22 protein-coding genes are annotated in these 25,630 nt (G+C 74.1%); 10 read left to right on the top strand and 12 right to left on the bottom strand.

Annotated features, from left to right (window positions below; translation table 11 throughout):
- Window positions 1-43: 43 nt before the first annotated feature.
- Together ABZW32_RS02625 and ABZW32_RS02620 are read right to left on the bottom strand one after the other, a co-directional pair.
- Window positions 44-526 carry an NUDIX domain-containing protein gene (locus ABZW32_RS02625; protein WP_356210198.1) on the bottom strand — a complete coding sequence of 161 codons (483 nt, stop codon included), beginning with the start codon at window positions 524-526 and terminating at the stop codon, window positions 44-46.
- 29 nt (window positions 527-555) lie between these two features.
- Window positions 556-1,614, bottom strand: a complete 1,059-nt coding sequence (locus ABZW32_RS02620) for a cation diffusion facilitator family transporter (protein ID WP_356210195.1) — start codon at window positions 1,612-1,614, stop codon at window positions 556-558.
- 160 nt (window positions 1,615-1,774) lie between these two features.
- Here ABZW32_RS02620 and ABZW32_RS02615 point away from each other — a divergent pair, with 160 nt between their 5' ends.
- From ABZW32_RS02615 to ABZW32_RS02605, 3 genes are read left to right on the top strand one after another with little or no spacing between them, the layout of a single operon-like run.
- Window positions 1,775-4,186, top strand: a complete 2,412-nt coding sequence (locus ABZW32_RS02615; RefSeq protein ID WP_356210193.1) for an FHA domain-containing protein — start codon at window positions 1,775-1,777, stop codon at window positions 4,184-4,186.
- A gap of 9 nt (window positions 4,187-4,195) precedes the next feature.
- Window positions 4,196-4,831, top strand: a complete 636-nt coding sequence (locus tag ABZW32_RS02610) for a hypothetical protein (protein ID WP_356210191.1) — start codon at window positions 4,196-4,198, stop codon at window positions 4,829-4,831.
- Entirely contained in the window at window positions 4,831-5,781 is a 951-nt protein-coding gene (locus ABZW32_RS02605; RefSeq protein WP_356210189.1) for a serine/threonine-protein kinase, read from the top strand. The genes ABZW32_RS02610 and ABZW32_RS02605 overlap by 1 nt, the downstream gene beginning before the upstream one ends.
- A gap of 50 nt (window positions 5,782-5,831) precedes the next feature.
- On the opposite strand, the gene ABZW32_RS02600 is transcribed toward ABZW32_RS02605, so the two are convergent.
- A complete protein-coding gene (locus ABZW32_RS02600; protein ID WP_356210186.1) occupies window positions 5,832-7,109 on the bottom strand; it encodes a streptophobe family protein in 1,278 nt (425 codons plus the stop codon).
- 393 nt (window positions 7,110-7,502) lie between these two features.
- Here ABZW32_RS02600 and ABZW32_RS02595 point away from each other — a divergent pair, with 393 nt between their 5' ends.
- Window positions 7,503-8,600, top strand: coding sequence for a DUF6777 domain-containing protein (locus ABZW32_RS02595; protein WP_356210185.1), 1,098 nt, complete (start codon window positions 7,503-7,505; stop codon window positions 8,598-8,600).
- A gap of 43 nt (window positions 8,601-8,643) precedes the next feature.
- Window positions 8,644-10,725: a SpoIIE family protein phosphatase gene (locus ABZW32_RS02590; protein ID WP_356210182.1), complete on the top strand. Its 2,082-nt coding sequence runs from the start codon at window positions 8,644-8,646 to the stop codon at window positions 10,723-10,725.
- A gap of 26 nt (window positions 10,726-10,751) precedes the next feature.
- Here the strand turns inward: ABZW32_RS02590 and ABZW32_RS02585 are convergent, their stop codons facing one another.
- The 4 genes from ABZW32_RS02585 to ABZW32_RS02570 all read right to left on the bottom strand — a co-directional run bounded on the left by ABZW32_RS02585 (window position 10,752) and on the right by ABZW32_RS02570 (window position 15,183).
- Complete coding sequence (locus ABZW32_RS02585) at window positions 10,752-11,585, bottom strand: DUF4328 domain-containing protein (RefSeq protein WP_356210179.1); 834 nt, start codon at window positions 11,583-11,585, stop codon at window positions 10,752-10,754.
- A gap of 140 nt (window positions 11,586-11,725) precedes the next feature.
- Window positions 11,726-13,705 (bottom strand): ABC transporter permease, encoded by a 1,980-nt coding sequence (locus ABZW32_RS02580; RefSeq protein ID WP_356210177.1) that lies wholly within the window; start codon window positions 13,703-13,705, stop codon window positions 11,726-11,728.
- 135 nt (window positions 13,706-13,840) lie between these two features.
- Entirely contained in the window at window positions 13,841-14,656 is an 816-nt protein-coding gene (modA, locus tag ABZW32_RS02575; protein WP_356210174.1) for a molybdate ABC transporter substrate-binding protein, read from the bottom strand.
- A 131-nt stretch (window positions 14,657-14,787) separates the two neighbouring features.
- On the bottom strand, window positions 14,788-15,183 hold the full coding sequence (locus ABZW32_RS02570; RefSeq protein WP_280915342.1) for a helix-turn-helix transcriptional regulator: 396 nt from the start codon (window positions 15,181-15,183) through the stop codon (window positions 14,788-14,790).
- Window positions 15,184-15,317: 134 nt separating this feature from the next.
- Between ABZW32_RS02570 and ABZW32_RS02565 the strand changes: the two genes are divergently transcribed.
- Window positions 15,318-15,725: a S4 domain-containing protein gene (locus ABZW32_RS02565; RefSeq protein WP_356210172.1), complete on the top strand. Its 408-nt coding sequence runs from the start codon at window positions 15,318-15,320 to the stop codon at window positions 15,723-15,725.
- A 411-nt stretch (window positions 15,726-16,136) separates the two neighbouring features.
- Here the strand turns inward: ABZW32_RS02565 and ABZW32_RS02560 are convergent, their stop codons facing one another.
- The 4 genes from ABZW32_RS02560 to ABZW32_RS02545 form a co-directional block, all read right to left on the bottom strand.
- Window positions 16,137-16,544: a PTS fructose transporter subunit IIA gene (locus ABZW32_RS02560; protein ID WP_356210169.1), complete on the bottom strand. Its 408-nt coding sequence runs from the start codon at window positions 16,542-16,544 to the stop codon at window positions 16,137-16,139.
- Entirely contained in the window at window positions 16,541-17,167 is a 627-nt protein-coding gene (gene dhaL, locus ABZW32_RS02555) for a dihydroxyacetone kinase subunit DhaL (protein WP_356210166.1), read from the bottom strand. The genes ABZW32_RS02560 and dhaL overlap by 4 nt, the downstream gene beginning before the upstream one ends.
- Window positions 17,168-17,229: 62 nt before the next feature.
- The gene (gene dhaK / locus ABZW32_RS02550) at window positions 17,230-18,234 is read right to left on the bottom strand and encodes a dihydroxyacetone kinase subunit DhaK (protein WP_356210164.1); all 1,005 of its coding nucleotides are present in this window, start codon (window positions 18,232-18,234) and stop codon (window positions 17,230-17,232) included.
- Window positions 18,231-18,377, bottom strand: coding sequence for a hypothetical protein (locus ABZW32_RS02545; protein WP_356210161.1), 147 nt, complete (start codon window positions 18,375-18,377; stop codon window positions 18,231-18,233). The genes dhaK and ABZW32_RS02545 overlap by 4 nt, the downstream gene beginning before the upstream one ends.
- Before the next feature lie 477 nt (window positions 18,378-18,854).
- Between ABZW32_RS02545 and ABZW32_RS02540 the strand changes: the two genes are divergently transcribed.
- The 4 genes from ABZW32_RS02540 (at window position 18,855) to ABZW32_RS02525 (ending at window position 24,252) form a co-directional block, all read left to right on the top strand.
- Window positions 18,855-19,787 carry a terpene synthase family protein gene (locus ABZW32_RS02540; protein ID WP_356210159.1) on the top strand — a complete coding sequence of 311 codons (933 nt, stop codon included), beginning with the start codon at window positions 18,855-18,857 and terminating at the stop codon, window positions 19,785-19,787.
- Between the two features lie 14 nt (window positions 19,788-19,801).
- Window positions 19,802-21,154: a cytochrome P450 gene (locus ABZW32_RS02535; RefSeq protein ID WP_356210156.1), complete on the top strand. Its 1,353-nt coding sequence runs from the start codon at window positions 19,802-19,804 to the stop codon at window positions 21,152-21,154.
- Window positions 21,155-21,345: 191 nt separating this feature from the next.
- On the top strand, window positions 21,346-23,133 hold the full coding sequence (locus tag ABZW32_RS02530; protein ID WP_356210153.1) for an AAA family ATPase: 1,788 nt from the start codon (window positions 21,346-21,348) through the stop codon (window positions 23,131-23,133).
- A 15-nt stretch (window positions 23,134-23,148) separates the two neighbouring features.
- Complete coding sequence (locus tag ABZW32_RS02525; protein ID WP_356210151.1) at window positions 23,149-24,252, top strand: LuxR C-terminal-related transcriptional regulator; 1,104 nt, start codon at window positions 23,149-23,151, stop codon at window positions 24,250-24,252.
- Window positions 24,253-24,336: 84 nt separating this feature from the next.
- On the opposite strand, the gene ABZW32_RS02520 is transcribed toward ABZW32_RS02525, so the two are convergent.
- On the bottom strand, window positions 24,337-25,626 hold the full coding sequence (locus tag ABZW32_RS02520) for an SUKH-4 family immunity protein (protein ID WP_356210149.1): 1,290 nt from the start codon (window positions 25,624-25,626) through the stop codon (window positions 24,337-24,339).
- Window positions 25,627-25,630 lie beyond the last annotated feature (4 nt).

Raw genomic sequence — 25,630 nt, 5'->3', positions numbered from 1 at the left:
CAATGTCCACGCAGATGGGGTTTATTGGCAAGTAAAGGTCCAGTCAACCCTCCAGCAGCACCAACAGGCGCTCCAGGAACGGGATTTGAGGAACCATCAGCTTGTTTCGCGCCATCGGCGGGGTGAACCAGGCCACCCGGTCCAGCTCCGGGAACTCCTGCTCCCGCCCGGAGTGCGGAGGCCACTCCATCGTGAACGTCCCGGGCACCGTCAGCGCCGGATCGAGGTCCGCCTCGACCGCCCAGATGGTCACCAGCTTCCCGCTGGTCAGCCGCACCTCGCCGAGCGGCAGGTAGTCGCCCTCCGGCGGCGCCAGCCCGAGCTCCTCCGTGAACTCCCGGCGGGCCGCGTCCCGGGGCGCCTCGTCCGGCCCGTACTCGCCCTTGGGGATCGCCCAGCCGCCGGCGTCCCGCCCCGCCCACAGCGGACCGCCCATGTGGCCGAGCAGGACCTCCACGCCCCCGTCGCCGGTGCGGCGGAACAACAGCAGGCCGGCGCTGCGCTTGTGCCTCTTCGGCTCCGTCATGGCTCCATGTATGCCCCGCCGGCCGGTCTTCAGTGCGCGTGCGGACCCTCCCGGTGGACCGGGCCGTGCGCGTCCGCGCAGTGCGGGTCGCCGCCGCCCGGCTCCTCGCCCGCCCGGCCGACCGACAGCAGCGCCTCCTGGACGTGGTCCACCTGGAGCGTGGTGTGGGTGATCCCGTACTCCTTCTCCAGCAGCCGCTCCAGATCGCGGCGCACCGCGTGGCAGTCGCCCTCCGGTTCCACCAGCACGTGCGCGGACAGCGCGGCCTGCCCCGAGGTGATCGTCCAGATGTGCAGGTCGTGCACCTCCGTCACCGGCGGGTGCCCGACGAGACGGTCACCGACCGCGTCCGGGTCCAGGTGCGCCGGGGCCGCCTCCAGGAAGATCCGGCCCGACTCGCGCACCAGCCCGTAGCCCGCCTTCACCATCAGCACCACCACCACGAGCGTGGCGATCGCGTCCGCCTGCACGAAACCGGTCGTGAGCACGATCAGGCCCGCCACGGCCGTCCCGATGAAGGCGAACAGGTCGTTCAGGACGTGCTGGTAGGCGCCCTCCACGGCCAGCGAGGACCGGTTCGCCCGCGAGATGCACCAGGCCGCCCCCACGTTGACGACGATGCCGGCCAGCGCCGTCACCAGCACCAGACCGCCCTCCACCTGCGGCGGGTCGATCAGCCGCCGTACCGCCTCGTACGCCAGCCAGGCCCCCAGCAGCAGCAGGGTCAGCCCGTTGGCCTGGGCGGAGAGGATCTCGGCCCGCTTGAGGCCGAACGTGAAGCCTCCGCGCGCCGGGCGCGCCGCCAGCCGCATCGCGATCAGCGCGAGGACGATCGAGACGGCGTCGGTCAGCATGTGCGCCGCGTCCGAGATCAGGGCCAGGGACTGGGCCATCACGCCGACGACCACCTCGACGGCCATGAAACCGCCGATCAGCGCGAGCGCGATCGCCAGCCAGCGGCGGTCCGCGTCCGGGTCGACCCCGTGGCTGTGCCCGGCGTGCCCGTGCCCGTGGCCGTGGTCCTGCCCGTGGTCGGGCCCGCCTTCGTGGTCGTGCGCGCGGTCGTGCGCGTGGTCGTGCCCGGTCATGGCGTCCCCCGTTGGTTCGGTTCCGACGCGTGAAGTGAAGCGCACCCCGGCGAGATCGGCAAAGGCTGCAACGGGGACCGTTGTCATTCTCCATAAGACCCTCCTGACCTGCGGTGATGCTTCCCGCGCCGGGACCGGTCGATCGTGGGAAGATCTGTGCATGGTCCAGCGCCCCGGTGCGGACACCGCGCCCGAACTCGTCCTGGAGACCGCCGGGGGCTCGACCGAGATGAGCCCGCCCCGGACCTATCACGTCGGCCGGGACCCCCTCTGCGAGATCTGCCTCGACGACGCCCGCGTCTCCTGGCACCACGCGGTCCTGTGCCCCGACGGGGACCACTGGACCGTCCGGGACGAGGACAGCACCAACGGCACCTGGGCCGACGGCCACCGCATCCACGAATGGAGCATCGGCCCCGGCAGCGAGCTGCGCTTCGGCAGCGCCCAGGACGGCCCGCGCGCCGTCCTCTCCATCCGCACGCCCCCACCGCCGCCACCGCCACCGCCGCCGCCCCTGACCGTCCCGGCCGCCGCCCCCGTCGCCCCGTCCGCCGCCCCCGTCGCCCACCCGGAGCGCACCGGCACCTTCCGGCGGCCCACCACCGTCCGCCCACTGGCCGCCCGTACCGCCCTGCGCATCGGCCGCGACCCCGCCAACGACCTCGTCGTCGACGACCTCGTCGTCTCCCGCCGGCACGCCGAACTGCGCGCCCTCGCCGACGGCACCTACGAGATCGCCGACCTCGGCAGCCACAACGGCACCTACCTCAACGGCACCCCCGTCGAACGGGCCCGGATCGCCGAGGGGGACATCGTCGGCATCGGCCACTCGGCCTTCTGCCTCGTCGGCGACCAGCTCCAGGAGTACGTCGACAGCGGCGAGGTCTCCCTCGACGTGCAGGACCTCGCCGTCGCCGTCGACCACGGCCGCAAGACGCTCCTCGACGACGTCTCCTTCCCCGTCGGCGGGAAATGCCTGCTCGCCGTCGTCGGACCCAGCGGAGCCGGCAAGTCCACCCTGCTCGGCGCCCTGACCGGACTGCGCCCCGCCGACCACGGCACCGTCCTCTACGACGGCCGCGACCTCTACCGCGACTACGCCGAACTGCGCAGCCGCATCGGACTCGTCCCCCAGGACGACATCCTGCACGCCCAGCTCACCGTCCGCCGCGCCCTCACCTACGCCGCCGAACTGCGCTTCCCGCAGGACACCGCCAAGGCCGAACGCCAGGCCCGCGTGGACGAGGTGATCGGCGAACTCGGTCTCGGACAGCGCGCGGACCAGCCCATCCACAGCCTCTCGGGCGGCCAGCGCAAACGTGTCTCCGTCGCCCTGGAACTGCTGACCAAGCCGTCCCTGCTCTTCCTCGACGAACCCACCTCCGGCCTCGACCCCGGCATGGACCGCTCCGTCATGCACATGCTGCGCGGCCTCGCCGACGACGGCCGCACCGTCATCGTCGTCACCCACAGCGTGCTCAGCCTGGACGTGTGCGACCGGCTGCTGGTGCTCGCCCCCGGCGGCCGCGTCGCCTGGTACGGGCCGCCGGGCGAGACCCTCGGCTTCTTCGGCTTCGACCAGTGGCCCGAGGCCTTCGAGGCCTTCGAGAACGAGCGGGACCGCGACTGGGCCGGCCAGTACGCCGCCTCCCCGCAGTACCGCGCCTACGGAGCCGGAGCCCCCCGGGGACCCCGCGGAGCCCCGGACGGGCAGGCCGGCCAGGGCGCGGCAGGCTTCGCTCCCGCGCCGCCCAAGGCGCAGAGCTGGGGATCCCAGCTCTCCACCCTGGTACGCCGCTACGCCGCCGCGCTCGGCGCCGACCGCACCTTCCTCGCCATCATGATCGCCCTGCCGTTCGTGATGGGCGCCATGGCCCGCGCCCTGGCCGGCAGCGCCCTCACCCAGGAGACGGCGATCAACGCCCTGCTCATCCTGTGCGTCGGCGGTGTCCTGACCGGAGCCGCCAACGCCGTCCGGGAGCTGGTCAAGGAACGGGTGATCTACCAGCGCGAACGCGCCGTCGGACTGTCGCGGTCCGCCTATCTGATGTCCAAGGTGGTGGTGCTGGGCACGATCACCGTGGCCCAGGCCGTCGTCCTCACCCTCGTGGGCCTCTTCGGCGTACGGCTCGTACCGCCGGGAGCCACCGGGGTGTTCCTGCCGCCGCTCGTCGAGATCACCCTCGCCGTCGCCCTGCTGTCCTTCACCGCGATGATGCTCGGCCTGCTCGTGTCCGCCCTGGTGAGGAAGGAGGAGGTCACCATGCCGCTGCTGGTCCTCCTCGCCATCGTCCAGGTCGTCTTCTGCGGGGCGCTGCTCCAGCTCGACGGGGTGCCGGTGATCGAGCAGCTCGCCTGGTTCGTCCCCTCCCGCTGGGCGCTCGGCGCGATGGCCGGCACCATCGACCTCGCCCGGATCGTGCCCGGCCCGCTCACCGACGACCCCCTCTTCGCGCACTCCGCCGGGGTCTGGCTGCTCAACATGGGCATGCTGGTGGCGCTGTCCGTCCTGTTCGGCGTACTGGTCGCGCGGCTGCTGCGGCGGCACGAGCCCGCGATCATGCGGAAGTAGGCCCGGCCGATGACCACCCCGGACGGCCCCGGCGCCGTGTTCCGGCCCACGCACGTGGTCCCGCCCGACGGGCTGCCCGCCTGGGAGGCGCCCGACACGACCCGGCCGACCACCGCCCTGGACGCCTTCCTCCCCGTACGGCTGCTGTCCCGGAGCGGGGACTGGGGAGAGGTCCTGTGCGCCAACGGCTGGTCGGCCTGGGTCGACGGCAGGCTGCTGGTGGCCGTGCCGCGGCCGCCGCCCACCGGCGGCCGGCCCACGGCCCCGGCCGAGGACCCCGGGCCGCTGCTCGACGAGGCGGCCGACGCCCTGGACCGCTACCGTCGGGCCGTCCGCGACCTCGCCGCGGACCCGGCGGACACCGGCGCGTTCCGGGAGGCCGTACGGGGCCTGCGGGCCGGGATCGTCATCGACGGGGAGTCCGCGTGGCTCTACGACGCGGCCGCGGAGCGGTGGATGTACGCGGACGGGAGCCGGCTGGCCCCCTACGCGGTCGCCTCGGGACCGGACACCCCGCCCGCGCCGCAGCCCGCGGGTCCGCAGCCGCGGGACCCCGGCCCCGCCCCGGGCGCCGGCGCGGCGGAACCGGCCCACGAGCCCACCAGGGTCGCGGACCGGCCCCCGCCCGAACCGGGCGGGCGCTGATGGGACCCGCCGACCCGCGGGCCGGGCGGGGGTCCGGCCCCGCCGGCGGGCGGATCGCCGGCTACCTGCTGGAGGACGAGATCGGGCGCGGCGGCATGGCCGTCGTCTACCGGGCCCGGGACCTGAGGCTGGACCGCACGGTGGCGCTGAAGGTGCTGGCCCCCGAACTGGCCCGCAACGACACCTTCCGGCAGCGCTTCGCCCACGAGTCCAGGGTGGCGGCGGCCATCGACCACCCGCACATCGTGCCGGTGTTCGAGGCCGGTGAGGCGGACGGGCTGCTGTACATCGCCATGCGGTACGTCCCCGGGCAGGACCTGCGGGCCCTCCTCGACCGCACCGGGCCGCTGTCCGTGGCGACGGCCGCCCGGATCGCGGGCCAGCTGGCCTCGGCGCTCGACGCCGCCCACGCCCACGGCCTGGTCCACCGGGACGTCAAACCCGGCAACGTCCTGGTCGCCGAGGGCACCGACGGCGAACACCCCGAGCACGTGTACCTGACCGACTTCGGCCTCACGAAGAAGTCCCTCTCGCTGTCCGGGTTCACGACCGTCGGCCAGTTCGTCGGCACCCTGGACTACGTCGCCCCGGAGCAGATCTCCGGGAAGCCGGTGGACGGCCGCTGCGACGTGTACGGGCTGGGCTGCGTGGTCTACGAGATGCTGACCGGGGGCCCGCCGTTCCGCCGGGACGACGACCTCGCCCTGCTCTGGGCCCACCAGTACGATCCGCCGCCCCCGCCGTCCTCGCACCGCCCGCAACTGCCGCCCGCCGTGGACTCCGTACTCGCCAAGGCCCTCGCGAAGGCCCCAGAGGACCGCTGGGGGACCTGCCTGGCCTTCACCACCGCCCTCCGCGCCACGGCCACCCGCCCACCCGCCGCCCCCGTCTGCCCGCCGCCCCCGGACTGGGCCCTGCCCGTGTTCCGCAGCCCTTCCGGGCCCCCGTAGCCCCTTCGGGCCCCCGGCCCGTCCCGGGCGGCGGCCCGGAGGTCACGGCCTCACGGTGACGCCGGGGCCCGCATGCCCCGGCGGCGCCGGACGGGGCGGGCGAGGAGGGCGCCGAGGAAGCCCGCCACGGCGCCCCACAGGAGGGCGAGTCCGGTCGTCCGCCACAGGTGCGGGGTGAGTTCGGCGGTGCCGGCGAGACCGGCCGCGTCGCCGATGCCCAGGAGGGACAGACCGAACCGGACCTCCACCCGGGCCAGCAGGCACACCGTCAGGGTGGCCAGCGCGAGCGCCACCGCCAGGTGCAGGGCGTGCCGGTGGAGCCGCACGTGCGCGGGGGAGCGTACGGCGGCCAGCACCCCGGTGCCGAGCAGCAGGACGGCCGCCACCGGGACCAGCCACCAGGCCCGCGGGTCGTGCTCCGCGAGCGAGGCCACGTCGACGGTCGACGGCTCGGAGCCGCGCAGGACCCGGTCCAGCACCTGCGGCACCGGCAGGCCGAACGGCCCCTCCACCCGGCCCTGCCACGCACCGCCGAAGCCCAGGGTGAGGGCCGGCCAGGCCAGGTTGGGCAGGCCGAGCAGGAGCACGGCCAGGGTCCGGGCGGCATGGCCCCGGGTGGCGGCCGTCACCAGGCCGGCGACCAGGCCGAGCCCCACGTACGCGACGAGCAGCACGGCGGTGGCGTGGGCGGCCGGGCGCACCGCCGAGTGGAAGCGGACCAGGGCGGCCGGGAGCGGCGCGCGCCGCGAGACCAGCAGGGTGATCAGCAGCAGGCCCAGGATCCACAGCAGCCCGAAGAGGAGCGTGGCGGGCAGGTCGGCCCGGAAACCCACCGACGGTGTGGCACCGAGCAGCTCGCCGAGGTCCCCGAGCGGTGAGTCGCCGGGGGAGAGCCCGAAGTCCTGCCGGGCCGGGAAGGCGGCCAGGGTGAGCAGGAGCAGCCACAGGACGGTCAGCCGGGCGGCCCGCAACGGCAGTTCCCGGGGTGGGACCACCGCCCGGCCACGCAACGGACGCAGGAACAGGTAGCCCGTGGTGAGCGCACCGGCCAGGCTGACCGACAGGGGCATCACGGACAGGCTCACGTCCGCCCCGGCCAGCGGGCCCGCCTCGGCGGAGCCCTCGACCGCGCCGCCCGCGGCCATCACCACGACGGCGGCGAGTACCCGGGGGAACGCGCCCTCCGGGAGATCGCCCGCTCCCGCGCAGGCGAGCCCGGCGGCGGCCACCGCGGTCATCACCGCGAAGCCAGCGAGGGCGGCGACGAGCGCGTCGCGCCAGGCCCTGGTGGAGGCGTGCGCGGAGGCCCCGACGGAGGAACGGATCACCCGCTCACCGTGGCACCCCCGGCTTGCGGGCACCACCGGGAGCACGCACACAATGGTCCGCAGGAGTGTACGCATGCGCATGAACCGGTATCAGTAGGATTTTTCGGCCATTCCGCCGCCCGGGGAGAAGAGCCCGTGACCACGCAGCCCTCCGGCGAACGGCCGCCGCAGCCCCACCAGCCGTCACCGTCGGACGCGTCCTCGTCCGGGTCCTCGTCCGGGCGTCCCACCGGTCCCCCTTCCGGGCCGCTCTCCGGCGGGGCGGCGCAGGGTCCCTCCGGACCGCCGCCCCCGGCACCTCCGGGTGGGCCTCCCGGTGGGCCGGCCGGCGGGGAGCCGCCGGGCGGGTCGCGGCCCTGGTGGCGGTCCGGTCCCCGGATCGCGGCGGCGGTCGTGGCGCTGGCCGCCGTGGCCGCGCTGGTCGTGGTGCTGACCAGGCCGGGCGGCGGCGGGGGCGCCACGCAGCGGGCCGGGGCCGAGGTGTTCCTCCAGCCGGCCGGGGTGACCGGCCCCGCCCCCTTCACCGAGTCCACGGCCGCGCGGGAGGCCACCCCGCCCCCGTACAGCCCGCCCCCGAACCCGAACCCGTCCCCGGCGGACACCGGTACCACCCCGACCCGCAGCGTCAGCGGCTCCGCCCCCGGGCTCTACGGCGGCACGAAGGACGTCGCCAGCTGTGACGTGCCGAGGCAGATTGCGGCGCTGTCCGCCGAACCCGCGAAGAACGCGGCCTTCGCCTCCGCCCTCGGCCTCGAACCCCGGGCCGTCCCCGGCTACCTGCGCGCCCTGACGCCCGTACAGCTGCGCACGGACACCCGGGTCACCAACCACGGCTACCGCGACGGCAGGGCCGTCCCCTACCAGGCGGTCCTCCAGGCGGGAACGGCCGTACTGGTGGACGACCGCGGGGTCCCGCGGGTCCGCTGCGCGTGCGGCAACCCCCTCGGCGCCCCCGTGCCGCTGCCGGCGAACCCGAAGCGCTCCGGAGAGCCCTGGCCCTCGTACCGGCCCGGCCAGGCCGTGGTGATCGCACCGTCGAAGACGGTGGTGCACAAGATCGTGATCTACGACCACGAGAGCGGCCGCTGGTACGAGCGCGACCGGGGCGCGGCCCCGAAGCCGGACCGTCCCGTACCGCCGCCGGCGACCCCCACCCCGCCGGCCGGCACGCCCGCGCCGGCCACCTCCCCGCCGTCCTCCGGCGCGTCCCCACCGCCCGTGACCGGCACCCCGCAGGCCCCGGGCACCGCAACGCCGGAGGACACCGCCACGGAGACCACCCCGTCCGGGAGCCCCTCGGGCAGCCCCGGGGACACGTCCACCCCCTCGGGACCGGCGTCGAAGCCGCCCGCCCTCACCGACCGCAGCACCCCGAGCGGCCCCACCACCGCGCCCGCCCCCTCCACCGCCCCGTCCGCGGGCCTGGCCCCCGCCTCCCCGTCCGGGTCGGGGTCCGGCCCCGGGGAGGCGGAGGCGAACGGCGAGAGCTAGGCCGCGGCATGCCGGGGACGGGGGACAGTGAGACCCTGGCTGCATGGACCAGCGGGGACGGATCCACGAGGTCGACTGGCCCGCGCGGCCGGATCTGAGCCTCGCGCTCAATCGCATGGGCACCTTCGACTGGGACCTCGACAGCGGCCGCATGCATCTGGACGCCACCGCCCTCGGGGTCCTCGACCTGCCGGCCGAGGAGTTCTCCGGAACGCCCGAGGGACTGCTCGCCCGCGTCGTGCCCAACGAGCGGGCCCGGCTGGAGCACCGCGTCGAGAACGCCCTGCGGGACGGGCGCAGCCACTACGGGGCCTACTTCCGCACCCTGCGCCGCGACGGCGGCACCGCCTGGACCCACGTCCAGGGGCACGTCCTGCGCGACCCGCAGGGCCGCCCGTACCGGATCATCGGGATCCTCCGCGACGCCGCCGCGGACCCCAACGAGCCGGGCGCCGCCGGGAACGGCGACGAGGGACGCCGGCGGATGACCGGGGTCGTCGAGCGGACCACCGCGATCCTCGCGCACGCCCGCACCGTCAACGACGTGACCGACGTCCTCAAGGACCCCGAGGCCCTCGGCCACCTCGGCGCCGTCAGCGTCATGCTCGGGATCGTCGACGGCGCCCGCATCCACCTGGTCGCCGAAGGCCAGCTCGGCTCGTACGTTCCCGAGATCGAGTACACGCGGATCGACGCGCGGTTCCCGATGAGCGAGGCCGTACGGACCCTGCAACCGGTCTTCATCGCCTCGCGGGAGCAGTTCCAGCGCGACTACCCGCGCCTGTGGCCGTACATCGAGCCGCTCGCCGTGCGCAGCGGCGTGTACCTCCCGCTGATCGCCCAGGGGCGGCCCGTCGGTGCCCTCGGCCTGCTGTACCAGCGGGAAGGGGACTTCACCGCGGAGGAGCGCAACGTCCTGGTCGCCCTCGGCAGCGGCATCGCGCAGAGCCTCCAGCGGGCGATCCTCTTCGAGCAGGAGCACGACCTCGCCGAAGGCCTCCAGCGGGCCATGCTGCCCCGCCGCATCCCCGACGTGCCGGGCGCGCTGATCGCCGTCCGGTACCGGGCGGCGCGGATGGGGCGCGACATCGGCGGCGACTGGTACGACGTGGTCCCGCTCGGCGACGGCCGGGTCGGGGTGATGATCGGCGACGTCGAGGGCCACGACACGGACGCGGCGGCCGTCATGGGCCAGCTCCGGATCGTGTTCCGCGCCTACGTCATGGAGGGCCACACCCCCGGTGCGGCGATGGCGCGCGCCTCCGCCTTCCTGCGGGACCTGGCCACCGAACGCTTCGCCACCTGCACCTATGCCGAGGTGGACCTGAACACCGGAACACTCCACCTGGTCCGGGCCGGCCACCTGGACCCGGTCGTCCGGCGCGGGGACGGCACCTGCCACCGCGTCCAGGTGGCGGGCGGGCTGCCGCTCGGCCTGCCCCCGCGCGAGCAGGCGGGCTCCGGCTCCGGCTACCCCGTCACCAGCCTGGAGCTGCATCCCGGGGACACCCTGCTGCTGTGCACCGACGGGCTGCTCGAACGGTCCGGCGGTGACCTGGAGACCGGGATGCGGGAGTTCATGGAGGCGGCCCGCGAGGGTCCCGTCGACGTCGAGGAACTGGCCGACGTCCTGTGCGACCTCGTCGGGGACGCGGGCGGCGGGGACGACATGGCCCTGCTCCTGCTGCGCCGGCGCGGCACCCCGGCCCCGCGCGGCGGTGGCCCCCTGCACCAGCGCCTCGTTCCCGGGGACCCCGACAGCCTGGTGATGGGCCGCCACCTGATCCGGGCGGCGGTGGCCGCCTGGGGGGCCCGGGAGCGGGCCGACGAGATCGAGCTGGTGGCGGACGAGCTGATGACCAACGCCCTCGTGCACACCGACGGCGGCGGCCTGGTCAGCCTGCGGCTGACGGCCGAGGGCCGGATCCGGATCGAGGTCGAGGACTTCAGCAGCGCGTTGCCGCGTCGCCGCGAGGCCGACGACTGGGCGGTGTCGGGCCGTGGCCTGATGCTGGTGGAGCGGCTGGCGGAGGGCTGGGGCGTGGAGCCCAGGGGCGGCGGGAAGTGCGTGTGGTGCGAGTTCGCCGTGCCGCCGGGGGACGTTCCGCGGGGGGACGGGCGCTGAAGGCGCCCGTCCCGGAGGGGCCCGGCTCAGGCGGCGGCGTACGGTCCCTGCGCGGCCTTCTTGTTCTGCAGGGCCGTCAGCTTGAGCACGAAGGCGATGCCGACCCCGGCCGCGGCGACGGTGGTCAGACCGGCGAACGCGCCCAGGGCGGACGCGGTGCGCAGGGCCTGCGGGGTGTCCGCCCGGCCGCCGAGCAGCGTGGCCGTCGTGTCGAGGACCCGGGAGAGGACCCAGAGGATCCACCACGAGGTCAGCGGCACGGTGGAGACCCGCCGGAAGGAGCCGTCCGGGCCCAGCTGCACGCTCGCCGCCCAGGTCTGCGCCGCCACCCGGTAGGGGAGGAAGAGGTTGCCGAAGGGGATGAACCAGGCCCCCACGGCCCAGCCCGCGGACCGGGTGAAGGCCCCGGGGTCGAAGATCCCGCCGTTGGTCCGCACCCGGTGGAACCAGATGACGAAGACGACCGCCGTGGCCAGCAGCGTCAGGCCCTGGAAGCCGCCGGTGAGGGTGGTGATCAGGTCCGCGCCTTCGAGGGTGTGCTGCCGCACCGCGAAGGGGTCGGCCTGTACGTCCTTCATCAGCGACCACGTGTAGAGGTCGGCGACGCACCCCAGGAGGGCGGCGACGGCCGCCGCGCAGAGCAGCACCGTCACGGCCGTCGCGAGGCCCCGGGGGGAACGCAGCACCGGGGCGGCCGGCTGCGGGGCGAAGTGGGCGGGAGCCGGGTAGGAGGGGGCCGGGTAGGAGGGGGCGGGGAAGGCCGGTCCCGGTTGCCCGGGGTACCCCGGTCGCGGGGCGGCCCCGTACGGCGGCTGCCCGGGCGGCGGCGGGGGCGGTGAGCCGGGCGCGCTGAAGGACATGACGGAGGACCCCCCACGGGTACGTACGGCAACGGCTGGCGCGGGCCGGCCCGCTGACGGGCCGCCCGGGCAGGGTCGAACATATGTCAGCCCTTCTCCCGCGTCCAAAGGGATGCGGGAGGACACGGGGCGGGCGGTCCCTACAGGCGTACGAGGGTGACCTCGGTCGCCTTCACGCTCGTCCACACCGCGGCGCCGTCGGCCAGCCCGAGTTCGGCGGCCGCCTCCGGAGTGATCTCCGCGACCAGGTCGGGGACCTCGGCGGAGCCCACGAGGACGCGCAGCCGGCTGCCGACCGCGGTGATCTCCCGTATGGTGCCGGGCCAGACGTTGCGCGGACTGCCGCCGGGGCGCTCCCGGTGTACCGACACCGCCTCCGGGGCGATGATCGCCAGCGCCTCCGTCCCTTCGGGCAGGGCCTCCGCCACCACGAGCCGCCCGCCCGGGCCGAGCGCGAGTCCGTCGGCGGAGGTGGTGCCGGGCCAGGCGTTGCGGCCCAGCATCCGGGCCACCCAGGGCGAGCGCGGCCGACGGGTCACCTCGGCCGGGGCCGCGTCCTGCAGGGTGCGCCCCTCGGAGAGCACGAGGACCCGGTCGGCCAGCGACACCGCCTCGACGGGATCGTGCGTGACGATCAGGCAGACCCCGTCGAAGCCCGCCAGGTGCGTGCGCAGGGTGTGCCGCACGTGGGCCCGGGTGGTCTGGTCGAGGGCGGCGAGGGGCTCGTCGAGCAGCAGCAGCCGGGGACGGGCGGCGAGCGCCCGTGCGAGGGCCACCCGCTGGGCCTGCCCGCCGGAGAGCTGGGCCGGCTTGCGCCGGGCGAGGTGGCCGACGCCGAGCCGGTCCAGCCAGGCCTGCGCCTCGTGGCGGGCCTCGGCGCGGCCGGCCCCGCGGGCGCGCAGCCCGTACGCGGTGTTGGCGAGGGCGGTCAGATGGGGGAACAGCGCCCCGTCCTGGGGCACCCAGGCCACCTGGCGCCGGTGCGGGGGCAGGGCGGTGACGTCGGTGTCCCCGAGGCGCAGCCGGGCGTGGGCCCGCGGGGTCAGCCCGAGCAGGGCCCGCAGCAGGGTGGTCTTGCCGGCGCCGTTCTCGCCGACGACGGCGATGGTGGTGCCCGGTTCGGCGTCCAGGGTCAGCTCGTTGAAGCCGGTCACCTCGGCGTGCAGGGGCCGGCCGCCGCCCTCGGCCGGCGCGGCCTTCCCACCGGGAGCGCCGGGAGCGGGTCCGCATGCGGCGGTTCCGTCGGCCGGGCCCGCGTCCTGCCCGGAGCCGGACGGCGCGGGTTCCTCGGCCGGCCGCCCCGCCCCGGCGTCCTTCGCGGCGACCGGGGTGCCGGTCCAGCGTCCGCGCAGGGCAATGAGCACGCCCATGGCGATGGCGAGCAGCAGCAGCGACACCGAGGTGGCGGCCTCCGGCTTGTCCTGGAGCAGCAGGTACACCTGGAGGGGAAGCGTCTGGGTGGTGCCGGGCAGGTTGCCCGCGAAGGTGATGGTCGCGCCGAACTCGCCCAGCGCCCGGGCCCAGGTGAGGGCCGCCCCGGCCACCAGACCGGGGGCCACCATGGGCAGGGTCACGGTGAAGAACACCCGGACCGGCGGGGCGCCGAGGGAGGCGGCCGTCTCCTCGTAGCTCTGCTTGAGCCCGCCGAGCGCGCCCTCCAGGCTGATCACCAGGAAGGGCATCGCCACGAACGTGGCCGCGACGACGGCGCCGGAGGTGTGGAACGGCAGGGTGATGCCGAAGGTGTCCTCCAGCCAGGGGCCGAGGAGTCCGCGCCGCCCGAAGCCCAGCAGCAGGGCCACACCGCCGACGGTCGGCGGCAGCACCATGGGCAGCAGCACCAGCGAGCGCACCAGGGCCTTGCCCCTGAAGGGGACCCTGGCCAGCAGCCAGGCGAGCGGCACGCCGAGCAGCAGGGAGAGGCCGAGCGCCCACAGCGACACCACCAGCGACAGCTTCAGCGCCTCGACCACGCCGGGGCTGGTGAGGTGGGTACCGAGTTCGCCCCACTGCGTACGGGAGAGGATCCCGATCAGCGGCAGCAGCAGGAACGCGACGGCGAGCAGCGCGGGCAGCGCGAGTGCCAGCGGAGGCCGGGTGCGGGTGCGGAGTCTGCTCATCGGGTTCCTGGTCGAAGCGGCGCGAGGCGGGAGGGCCTGACGGGGGGAAGGACGGGGGCGGGGGGTCTTCCGCGGGTACGGACAAGGGGCTGCCCGTCCCCCCGGACCGGGCAGCCCCTTCGAACGTCAGGCCGGTTACGCCTTCTGGAAGCCGGCGTCCTGGAGGATCTTCTGGGCCTCCGGGGTGCTCAGCCACGCCACGAACGCGGCCGCGGCCTCGCCGTTCTTGGACTGCTTGAGCGACGCGGCCGGATAGGAGGCCACGGCGTTCTGGTCGTCAGGGATGTCGACGGTGACGACCTTGTCACCGGACTTGGCGGAGTCCGTCTTGTAGACGAGACCGGCGTCGGCCTCGCCCAGCTCGACCTTGGAGAGGACGGCGCGGACGTTCGGCTCCTGGGAGACCGGCTTCACCTCGATCTTCTGGGCGTCGAGGATCTGCTTGCTGTAGCGGCCGACGGGGACCTCGGGCGCCGCCAGGACGACCTTGATCTTGGAGTCGGCGAGGTCCTTCAGCTCGTCGATCTTGAACGGGTTGTCCTTGCCCGCCGCGATGACGAGACGGTTCTTCGCGATGACCGTGGCGGCGTTGGTCTCGCCCTTGAGGCCGTCCATCGTCTTGGTGTCGGCGGTGACCAGGGCATCGGCCGGGGCGCCCTGCTTGACCTGCGCGGCCAGCTCCTGAGAACCGGCGAAGGAGAAGGTGACCTTCGTTCCGGGGTGGGACTTCTGGTACGCCTCACCGGCGGTCTTGAAGACGTCGGTGAGGGAGGAGGCGGCGAGGACGGTGAGGTTCACGTCCTTGGCCGGGGCCGCGGCCGGGGCCGAGGCGGACGGGGAGCCCGCGGCGTCGTCCTTCTTCTCGGCGTCGCTGCCACAGGCGGACAGCGGGACGAGCAGGGCGGCGGTCAGCGCGGCGGCGGCCGCACGGCGGTTCAGGATGCTGTACAAGGTCGGGCTCCTCGGTCGGGTCGGCGGCCGGCCGGGTGCCGGGACCGCGTGGTGGTGACCCGCGCCGGTGACGGGCGGAGCGGGTGGGGACGAGCGGACGGGAAAGCGGTGCGCCCGGTGGATCGGGTGGATCAGGTGCGGTCGATGTGCACGCTGGTGGACTTCACGCGGGCGGTGGCCTGCATGCCGACCTCCAGGCCCAGTTCCTCGACGGCCTCGCGGGTGAGCAGGGAGACCAGGCGGTGGGGACCGGCCTGGATCTCCACCTGGGCGGCCACGTCGCCGAGTTTGACGGCGGTGACGATCCCGGGGAAGGCGTTGCGCGCGGAGGTGTAGGGCTCTCCGTCCTCGGCGTGGGCGCCCTGCCCCACCTCGACGGAGAAGGCCGCGAGGTCACGGCCGTTGATCAGTCGACGCCCGCCCTCGTCGCGATGGGTCGCGACCCGGCCGGCGTCGGCCCAGCGGCGCGCCGTGTCCGGGCTGACGCCCAGCAGACGTGCCGCCTGTCCGATGGTGTAGGACTGCATGGGCGACAAGGTAGGGGCACTTCTGGCGCATTTGCAATTCGTTTGGGACGATCTCCATCGCAGATGCCATCCACATTGTGTTATCCGCCAAAACTCATTCCGCTTCCCGGCCTTCCGATCGCTAAAGTCTGGGCATGGCTGATGCAGACGCGAGGACGACGGGTTCGACGGATGCGGGCGGTACCGCGAGGGTGGACGCCTGGATGTGGTCGGTGCGCCTGACGAAGACCCGGTCGGTCGCCGCCACCGCCTGCCGGGCGGGCCACGTCAAGGTCAACGGGGAGCGCGCGAAGCCCGCGCAGAGCGTGCGCGCGGGGGACGAGGTTCGGCTCTACCACGCGGGGCGCGAGCGCGTCGTGGTGGTCCGGCGGCCGGTGACCAAGAGGGTCGGTGCCCCCGTCGCCGCGGAGTGCTTCATCGACAACAGCCCGCCGCCGCCCACCCCGGTGGAGGCGGCCGTGGTCGGCATCCGCGACCGCGGGGCGGGCCGTCCGACCAAGCGCGAGCGCCGCGAGATCGAAACCCTGCGCGGGCGCCCGTAGCCTCCGGCGGTGGGTGCGGGGGGTCCGGCTGCGGTGTCACCGGGTCCACCGCGGGGCCCTGCCGGGTCCTGCCGGGGCCACGGCCCTGCCGGGTCGCGCCGGGTCCATGGCCCTGCCGGTCCTGCCGGGTCCATGGCGCTGCCGGGTCCACCGCCGGGTGGGTCGCGTCGGGGGCCGGCGGGTCCATCCCGGGTCCTGCCGGGGTCACCGTCGGGCGTCGGTGGCCGGCCGGTTCGCCTGCCCGGCCGGTCCGGGCGCCCCGGGCCGTCGGGCCGGTTCGGCCGCGTCAGGGGTTGCCCGCCCGCCCGGTCGGCTCGCGCACCCCGTCCGCGCATTCCGCCTTCCGCCGCGCCCCGTTGGGCCCGAGGGCGGCTGTGGAGCCGGTCCGGGCCGGGGGTGGACGGTGCGGGCTCAGGCCTTGCGGTACGCGTACGCCTCGGCGGCGGCCGCCACCACCGCGTCCAGCGGGGCACCGGCCGAGGCGGCCACCACCGCCGCCACCGCGCCCTCCAGGAAGGGGGCGTCCGCCAGCCGGGATCCGGCGGGCAGTTCCTCGTCCTCCAAAAGGGCCTTGACCGTCAGCACGGAGCTGCCCAGGTCCGTCAGGAGCGCCACCCCCGCCCCCTGGTCCACCGACGCCGCGGCCGCCAGGATCAGCTCCGCGCTCGTCCCCAGCCCGCCGTCGACGGCGCCGCCCGCCGGGGCCACCGGAGCCACCGCTCCGCCCGCGGCCAGCCCCCGGGCCAGCTCCGCCACCGACTCCGCGACCGCGGCGCTGTGGGAGACCAGCACGATCCCGACCACCGGCCCGCCGCTCATGCCGCACCGCCCGCGGCGCCGGTGCCCCCGGCGACGTCGGCCAGCGCGCGCAGCAGGAGCGCCGACGAGGTGGCGCCCGGGTCCTGGTGCCCGATGCTGCGCTCCCCGAGGTAACTGGCCCGGCCCTTGCGCGCGAGCATCGGCGTGGTCGCGAGAGCACCCTCCTCGGCCGCGTCCGCGGCGTTACCGTAGGAGGCGGCGAGGGCCGCGACCCCCGGTACCAGCGCGTCCAGCATGGTCTTGTCGCCCGGTGACGCCCCGCCGAGCCGGGCCACCGCGCCCACCCCCGCGTCCAGCGCCCCGCGCACCTGCTCGTCGGAGACCTCGGCGGCCTCCCCGAGCTCCTTGCCGGTGCTCCGCAGCAGTGTTCCGTAGAGCGGACCGGAGGCACCGCCGACGGTGGAGATCAGCGTCCGCCCGGCCAGTTGCAGCAGCGCGCCCGGCGGGGCCGTCGCGTCGGCCCCGGCCAGTGCCGCGCGGACGGCGACGAACCCCCGCTGCAGGTTGCTCCCGTGGTCGGCGTCCCCGATGGGGGAGTCCAGCTCCGTCAGCCGGTCCGCCTCCCGCTCCACGGACGCCGCGGCGGCGTCCAACCAGCGTCGGAAGAAGTCTGCGTCACGCACCGGATCTCCTCGTCTCGCACCCGCTCGGACGGTCCCACCGCCACCCTACGGTCACCCGCGTCTCAGCGGCCCCAGCGCAGCGCGGCGGTCTGCACCGGCGCGTCCCACAGGCGCAGCAGCTCGTCGTCGGCCCGGCACAGGGTCACCGAGCAGCCCGCCATGTCCAGCGAGGTCACGTAGTTGCCGACGAGGGACCGTGCCACCGGCACGCCGCGGGCCTCCAGCACCCTGGCCACCTCCGCGTGGAACCCGTACAGCTCCAGCAGCGGGGTCGCCCCCATGCCGTTGACCAGGGCCAGGACCGGCGCGTCCGCCGGACCCGACTGCGCCAGGTCCTCCAGTACGGCGCCCACCGCGAACTCCGCGATCTCCCGGGAGGTCATCATGGCGCGCCGTTCCCGGCCGGGCTCGCCGTGGATGCCGATGCCCAACTCCAGCTCCCCGTCGGGGAGGTCGAAGGTCGGGCTGCCCTTGGCGGGGGTGGTGCAGGCGCTGAGCGCCACTCCGAAGCTGCGCGAGGACTCGTTGACCTGACGGGCGATCGCAGCGACCCGGTCCAGCGGGGCGCCCTCCTCGGCGGCCGCTCCGGCGATCTTCTCCACGAAGAGGGTGCCACCGGTGCCGCGCCGGCCCGCCGTGTAGAGGCTGTCCGTGACGGCCACGTCGTCGTTGACCAGGACCTGTTCGACCCGCAGGCCGTCGTCCTCGGCCAGTTCCGCGGCCATCTGGAAGTTGAGCACGTCGCCGGTGTAGTTCTTCACGACGAACAGCACGCCCTGGCCCGAGTCGACGGCGCCGGCCGCCCGCAGCATCTGGTCCGGCACCGGCGAGGTGAAGACCTCCCCGGGGCACGCGGCCGACAGCATCCCGTACCCGACGAAGCCGCCGTGCAGGGGTTCGTGCCCGGAGCCGCCGCCGGACACCAGCCCGACCCGCCCGCCCTCGCGGGCGTCGCGGCGTACGACGAGCCGGTTCTCGACGTCCACGTCCAGTTCGGGATGTGCGGCCGCCATTCCGCGCAGGGCGTCGGCGACCACCGTGTCGGCGGTGTTGATCAGCATCCTCATGGCTCTCTCCCGGTGAGGTGGACGGTGTTCTCCACGTTCTCCACGACGGCCCGGCCCTTGCCGCAGTCGGGGGCGACGACCTCGATCAGGTACGTTCCCAGGACGTCGGCCCCCGGTCGTCGTCCGGATCCGGCGGTCGGCATCCGATCACGCTCCCACCTCTCCCGGACGGCCGTGTCCACTCGCAGTGTAGGCCGCGGGCCCCGCCCGACGCCGGGTATGCCGTTCGCATATTCCGCACGAATACACTTTCGGTATTTTCCGGATGAATTCATCTTCTCCTCTCGTCCTACATTGACAGTGCGCTGCGGCCTGCGAGTTAATTAGTTCAACGGTGGCCTGATGTGGTCGCGTGTCGGCGGGATCTGGTCGCTCCATGACCGGTTCATTTCGGCAGCCACAGCCGGCCGCCCCGACAATGCCGCAGCAGAAGGGGTGTCTTCACGCGATCGCGACCGTCGCGATCGTTCACGTGAGCGGGTATTGGCGAATCGGACTCTTTCATGGGGGGATCAATGGCCCAGCTCGACTCTTTCTCTGTTCCCGATTTTCACCTTCCCTTCGGGAATTCCAAACATCCCCTGGCGGCCCGCGCCAACGCCGAGGCCGCCACATGGGCGGTGCGCCACGAACTCGTCACCGATGCCGTGGACCAATTCGCGGGCATCGGGTTCGGGCATCTCGCGGGACGGGTGAGCGGGGACGTGCCGTACGAAACGGTCGTCCTGCTCGCCGAATGGATGGCGTGGTCGTTCGTCCTCGACGACCAGCACGACCACCTCATCAGGACGGGTGAGGTCGCCGCCTGGCGGCCGGTGGCCGACGCGATCACCGAGCACCTGGCGACGGGATCGGGCGGTGGCGCGCGGGCCCGCCGCAACCCCCTGGTGAAGGGGTTCGTCGACGTGTGCGACCGGATCCTGGACGGTATGCCCGAGGGGCCCGCGGCCCGCTACCGGGCCCATGTCCCGCTCATGCTGCACTCCCTGGACCAGGAGGCCGGCAACCGGGAGGGCGACGGCCGCCCGGCGGTCCAGGACTACATCCTGATGCGCCGCCACAGTTCACAGATGCTGCCGATGATGGACATGGTGGAGGCGGGGCTGGGTCTGGACGTGCCGCAGCGCATCCACGACCTGCCCGAGTACCGGGCGCTCGTCGCGAGCGCCGTGGACGTCATCTCCTGGGGCAACGACGTCTTCTCCCTCCCCAAGGAGTACTCCTGCGGGGACAACAACAACCTCGTCTCCCTCATCTCCTTCTGGGAGGGCTGCTCGCTCCCCGCGGCGGTCCGGGCCGTCGAGGGCCGCATCCAGGACCGGATCGAGGAGTACCTCGCCGGCGAGAGGCTGCTGACCGAGACCCTGGACGCCCGCGGCGAGACCGATCCCGAAGTGCGCGACGCGGTCTCCCGGGTCGTGCGCAGCTACGAGGACTGGATCATCGGCGCGGATCTGTGGCAGCGTTACGAGTGCACGCGGTACAGCGACGAACGGTTCGCGGCCGGGCTGGAGTCTGCGTACACCCGCCCCGGCCTGGTTTCGGTGGCATGACAGGGAGTCGGTCCATGGCACAGGCGGAGCAGCCCGGCTCTGTGGTCCCCGCACCCGTGGCTCCGGGGCGGTTACCGCTCCTGGGCCACGCGGTGCAGCTGTGGCGACGGCCGATCGCCTTCCTGGAGTCCCTGCGGGAGCACGGCGGGGTCGTACGCCTCGACATCGGCACCTGGCCCGTGTTCGTCCTCACGAGCCCGGAGCACGTCCACGACGTACTCGTCCAGCAGGCGCAGCGGTTCGGGCGCGGCCGGGTCTTCGAGCGGCTGCGCCCCGTGTTCGGCAACGGCATCGTCACCACCGACGGGGACTTCCACCGCAAGCAGCGCCGGATGATGCAGCCGGCCTTCCACCGCAACCACATATCCGAGTACGCCGAGGTGATGGGCCGCCAGGCCACGGCGATGTCCTCGTCGTGGACGTCCGGCCGCGAGGTCTCGATGGTCACCGAGACCCGCCACTACGCCCTCTCCTCGGTCGCCGAGATGATCTTCTCGGGGGACCTGAGCCGGCCAGCCGTCGAGGAGGTCCACCGCTCGCTGCCCATCGTCCTGGAGGGGATGCTCGCACGCGCGGTGATGCCCAAGTCGCTGGACCGGCTGCCCATTCCGCTCAACCGGAGGTTCGACGCCGCCGCCGGGCGGCTGCGCGGGATCATCGACCAGGTGATCGCGCAGTACGGGCCCGACGGCGAGGAGCGGCACGACCTGCTGTCGCTGCTGCTGTCGAGCGTGGACCCCGAGACGGGCGCGGGGATGACTCCCGAGCAGGTGCGCGACGAGGTGATCGCCATCATGTTCGCCGGTACGGAGACCTCGGCGACCACCCTGGCCTGGACCTTCCACGAACTGGGCCGGCACCCCGAGGTGCAGGAGCGGCTCCAGGCCGAGGTCGACGCGGTGGTGGGCGAGGGCCCGGTCCGCGCCGAGGACCTGGCGCGGCTGACGTACGCGCACGACGTGTTCCAGGAGGCGCTGCGCCTGCATTCGCCCCTGCTGTTCACCCGGCGCGCCCTCGCCCCGCTCACGCTCGGCGGCGTCGCCATCCCGGCCGGGGCCGAACTGGCCTACAGCCCGTACGCGTTGCACCGCGACCCCGCCCTCTTCCCGGACCCCACGGTCTTCGACCCGGACCGCTGGCGCCGGGACGCGGGGGAGCGGCCGCGCGACCACCGGTACGTGCCGTTCGGGGCCGGTCAGCACAAGTGCATCGGCGACACGTTCGCGGTGGCGGAGATCCTGACGGCCCTGGCCACCGTGTCGTCGCGCTGGCACCTGACCCCGGCCCCAGGCGTCACGGTGCGTGAGGTCCCGGCGGGCATTCCCCAGCCGAGTGAACTTCCGATGATTCCTATAGCCCGACATTGACGAAATCCGATCGTTCTTGTTCGTTTCTAGACGGATTTACGTCAAATGCTGAGTATCACACCGCAATGAAGCCGACCGATAGTACAGCATTGTCCCCGTAAGAGTGGCGAGATGCCTCAATATTAAGTTTAAGCAGCAACATCTCGCCCCCGGGGTCGTACACTCGGCCGCACGCGCAGGAGGGGGCAGGAATGTCACATGTCACGGAACCGAGAGGGTGGGACCCCGCGCCCCTCCTCGAGCGGGAATCCGAAATTCTGGCGATCCATCGCGCGGTGGATGAACTCTTCGGTGTCTCGGACACCGGTTCGCCCGCCCGCCGCGGAGGCGTCCTGACCTTCGCCGGGTCGGGCGGCATAGGCAAGACCACCCTGCTCGGCGAGGCCCGTCGGCACGCCGCCGACCGCGGCTGCACCGTGCTCTTCGCACGGGGCGGCGAGCAGGAGAAGCAGGTCCCCTTCCACGTCATGCGCCAGCTGATCCAGCCGACGTTCGCCGCCCTGAGCGATCAGGAGCGGCGCGACGTCCTCGGCAGCTGGCACGGCATCGTCGCCCCGGCACTCGGCCTGACGGCCTCCGCCAAGGGCCGCACCGCGCCCGACCCGCAAGGCGTCCGGGACGGCCTGGACTGGGTCGTGACGCATTTAGCGGTACGCAGCGGCGCGCCCGTCGTCCTGATCCTCGACGACGCGCACTGGGCCGACGCCGAATCCCTGGGGTGGCTGGCCGCGTTCGCGGCGCGGGCCGAGGAACTGGCCATGCTGATCATGGTGGCCTGCCGGCCCGACGAGATCCCGTCGGACGCCGCCCCGCTGCGCGCCCTGATGAGCCGCCAGGGGACCCGCCCGCACGAACTGGCCCCGCTCACCACGAGCGCCGTGGCCCGCATCGTGCGCGAGGCCCTCGGCGACAGCGCCGACGACGTGTTCTGCCGGGAATGCTGGGCGATCACCGGAGGCAACCCCTTCGAGGTCGTCGAACTGGGCATGAAGGGCCGCGACCGCGGTCTCAAACCGCACCAGGAGAACATCCCCCAGCTGCGTGACCTGGCCTCCGCCGTCAAGGGCAGCGGCCTGATCGAGCGCCTCGAACAGCTCGGTCCCTCCACCGTCCGGCTGGCCTGGGCCGCCGCCGTCCTCGGCAACGCGGTCCCGGTCGGCATCGTCGGGGGCGTGGCGGCGCTCGGCGACGCACAGACCGCCGACGCCATCGACCAGCTGCACAACGCACGCATCCTCACCGTCCTGACCAGCGTGCAGCGCAAGGAGGTCGTGGAGTTCTTCCACCCCCTCATCGCCACCGCCGTCTACCGCTCGATCCCGCCCGGCGTGCGCGTCGGCATGCACGGGATGGCCGCGCAGGCCCTGGTCGACGACGGGCACGGCCCCACGGCCGCGGCCCGCCACCTGCTGGAGATGCACCCCGAGGGCGACCCCTGGGTGGTGCAGCAGCTGCGCCGGGCCGCGCGCGAGAGCTTCTCCGCCGGAGCGCCCGACGCCGCGCGGCGCTATCTGGCGCGGGCACTGCGCGAACCGCCCGAGGCCGAACACCGGGCCGAGGTGCTCTTCGAACTCGGCTCCGCCAACCTCCTGCACGACCCGGTGACCACCATCAACCAGCTCAGGACGGCACTGGAGGAACCCAGCACGGCGCCGGAGCTGCGCGAGGCGATCACGTACCGGCTCGCCCAGGCCCTCGGCCACACCGGGCAGCTGGCGCAGGCCGCCGAACTCCTCGCCGAGGAGGCCCGCCACGCCACGAACTCCCGCACCCGGCTGCGCATGCAGGCCGAACAGTTCAAGTGGAACTCCGTCCGGGTCGACGAGGAGAACTCGCCCGCCCGGTCCCGGCTGCTCGTCCAGTTCGCGAAGCGGATCGTCGGCCGCGGTCTGGCCGAGCGGCACATCCTGGGCCTGCGCGCCTGGGACGCCGCCCTGCGCGGCGAACCCGTCGCCACCGCCCTGGAGTACGCGGAGTAGGCGCTGGACGGGGGCATGAGCTGGACCGACCAGGACTTCGGTTTCGAGGTCCCGGCCGTCGTGGCCCTCACCCTCATGTACTGCGACCAGCCCGGCCGCGCCGAGGAGCTCTTCAACACCGCCATCGTGGAGTTCGAGGCGAAGGGCTGGCGCGGGGCCCACCTGTCGTTCGTCTACACGCTGCTCGGCTACATCCGCTACCGGCGCGGACGCCTCGCGGAGGCCGAGGACTTCGTCCGCAACGGCCTGCAGATCGCCGACCGCATGGGGCACGACATCCCGGCCCAGTGGTACGCGATCGGCACCCTCATCGAGACGCTGCTCGCCCGCGGGAACGTCGCCGAGGCCCGGCAGGTCGCCCGGACCTACAAGCTGGCCGACGGAGGTTTCCCCCGGGCGGTCGTCTACCCCGATCCGCAGGCCGTGTGGGGCAAGCTGCTCCTGGCCCAGGGCCGCATCGAGGAGGCCGAACACCACCTCTCCGACGCCGGGAAGCGGCTCGACCTGCGCGGCACGCGGAATCCGTCGTGGAGCCCCTGGCAGCTGGACCTGTCCCTCGCCCAGCTCACCCACGACACCGAACTGGCCGCCGCCACGGCGGCCGAAGCGGTCGTGCGCGCCCGCGCGTTCGGAGCGTCCAGCGTGATCGGCCACGCCCTGCGCGTCGCGGCGGCGGCAGCCGAACCCGCCCGTGCCGCGGTCCTGCTCAAGGAGGCCGTGGACCACCTGGACCAGTCCCCGGCCGCCGTCGAACTGGCGCACGCGCTGATCGACCACGGGACGGCCCTGCACACCCTGGGCGACCCGCACCAGGCGGCGCAGCAGCTCTACCGGGGCCTGGAAACCGCCACGGCCTGCGGCGCGGAGGCCCTGGTGGACCGGGCCCGCGCCCAGCTCGCCTCGGCCGGGCTGCGTCCCCGGCGGCTGTACACCTCCGAGCAGGACAGCCTGACGGTCGCCGAGCACGCGGTGGCGCGCCATGCCGCCCGGGGCCTGGACAACGCGGCGATCGCCAAGGAGCTGCGCACCGACGCCCGGACGGTCTCGGCACAGCTGTCCGCGGTCTTCACCAAACTGGGCACCGACCGGCTCGGACTGGGCCGGGCCCTCGGGGACTGACCGGGCGGCCGGGACCACCGGCCGGCCGCGAGGGGTGCGGGCCGCCGCGACACGCGCGCGGCGGCCCGCCGACCCCGCCGGTGCTCAGTAGCCGTACACGCTCAGCTCGGTGATCGCGGCGAAGACGTGCTCCCACAGCTCCTGTGCGGGGCCGGGCTCCAGGGCGGCCGGTTCCAGTACGGCGATCTCGTCGAGGAAGGCCCCGGTGCCGTCCTCGCACGGGTACGGGTCCCAGCAGGCCCCCATGTACCGCAGGACGGCCTCCAGCAGCCTGACGAAGGTCTCGGTGTCACGGGCGAGGGCGAACGGCTCCTCCTCGTTGCGGGACACGAGGACCCCGCCCGTCTCCCCGTCGACCAGTACCCGGCCCTCGTCCCCGTACGCCAGCTCGAAGGAGCCGAGGCACAGCAGGCCCTCCGGGTCCTCGGGGGCCCGTACGGGGCCCTCGTCGCCGAAGTCCAGCGCGAAGGAGGTCACCCCCGCGGCCCAGTGGCGGGGCATGCCGACACGGGTCAGCAGCTCCCGGGTCGGGGCGTGCAGCAGGGCGGCGGGCAGCGCGGACTCCGCCAGCCGCTGCACGTGTCCCGCGCCGAAGACCCCGTCCACCCGGGCGGCGTCCAGCGGGGCGTCGGCCGGAGCCGGGTCCAGGAACCACGGATCGCCGTCGCCCTCCTCCCAGGACGCCGTGTCGGCGCCGCCGGCGGGCCAGTCTGCCACCGCCGGGTTGCGTTCGGCGACCAGCACGCCGCGCGCCTCGGTGAGCAGGAAGCGGCCCCCGCCGAGGGCGACGGGCTCCTCCCAGGTTCCGGGGCACCGGAGCGCCCAGGCCTCCTCGTCCGCGTCGAAGAGGAACTGCCCCTCCTCTTCGGCCTCCCCGGTCCGGGGCTCGTACGCCCCCTCGGCCGGAGCCGGGCACGGCGTGCCGGTGGCCAGGTCGAACCAGCGGTCGGCGGTCCAGATCGACCACACCTTCAGCAGCGGCCCGCCCCCGGTGCCCCGCGCGTCGTCGAAGACCTCGGCGCTGCTGTCGCCGCTGAGGTTCGGCTCGGCCCGGTGGGCGCCGACCGGACGCCACCAGGCCCACACCGTCCGCCACGGCATCCCCGGCTCGGCGGCCGCGACCCCGTCGGCGTAGGCGTCGCGGCCCAGCACCTTCGCCGCACAGTGCAGCCACGACGCGAACTCGGCGCGTGAGACCTCCTCCCGCCCGAACACGGCCTCCGCCTGGGTGAACACCTCGCGCCCCACCCCGTCGGCCGATCCGGCGAGGGCGCGGGCGCGGTCGGGACCGGCCTCCAGCAGGGCGGCCGGGGAGGCGAAGGGGGAACCGGCGGAATCCGGGGACACAACGGCATCAAGATCGTCACGAAGCATGGGG

Origin of the sequence: Streptomyces sp. NPDC004667 (genome assembly GCF_040609475.1) — a bacterium.
Taxonomy (GTDB): Bacteria; Actinomycetota; Actinomycetes; order Streptomycetales; family Streptomycetaceae; genus Streptomyces.
Note: the sequence above shows the minus strand (reverse complement) of the source record. Positions and strands in the feature narration are given on the sequence as shown.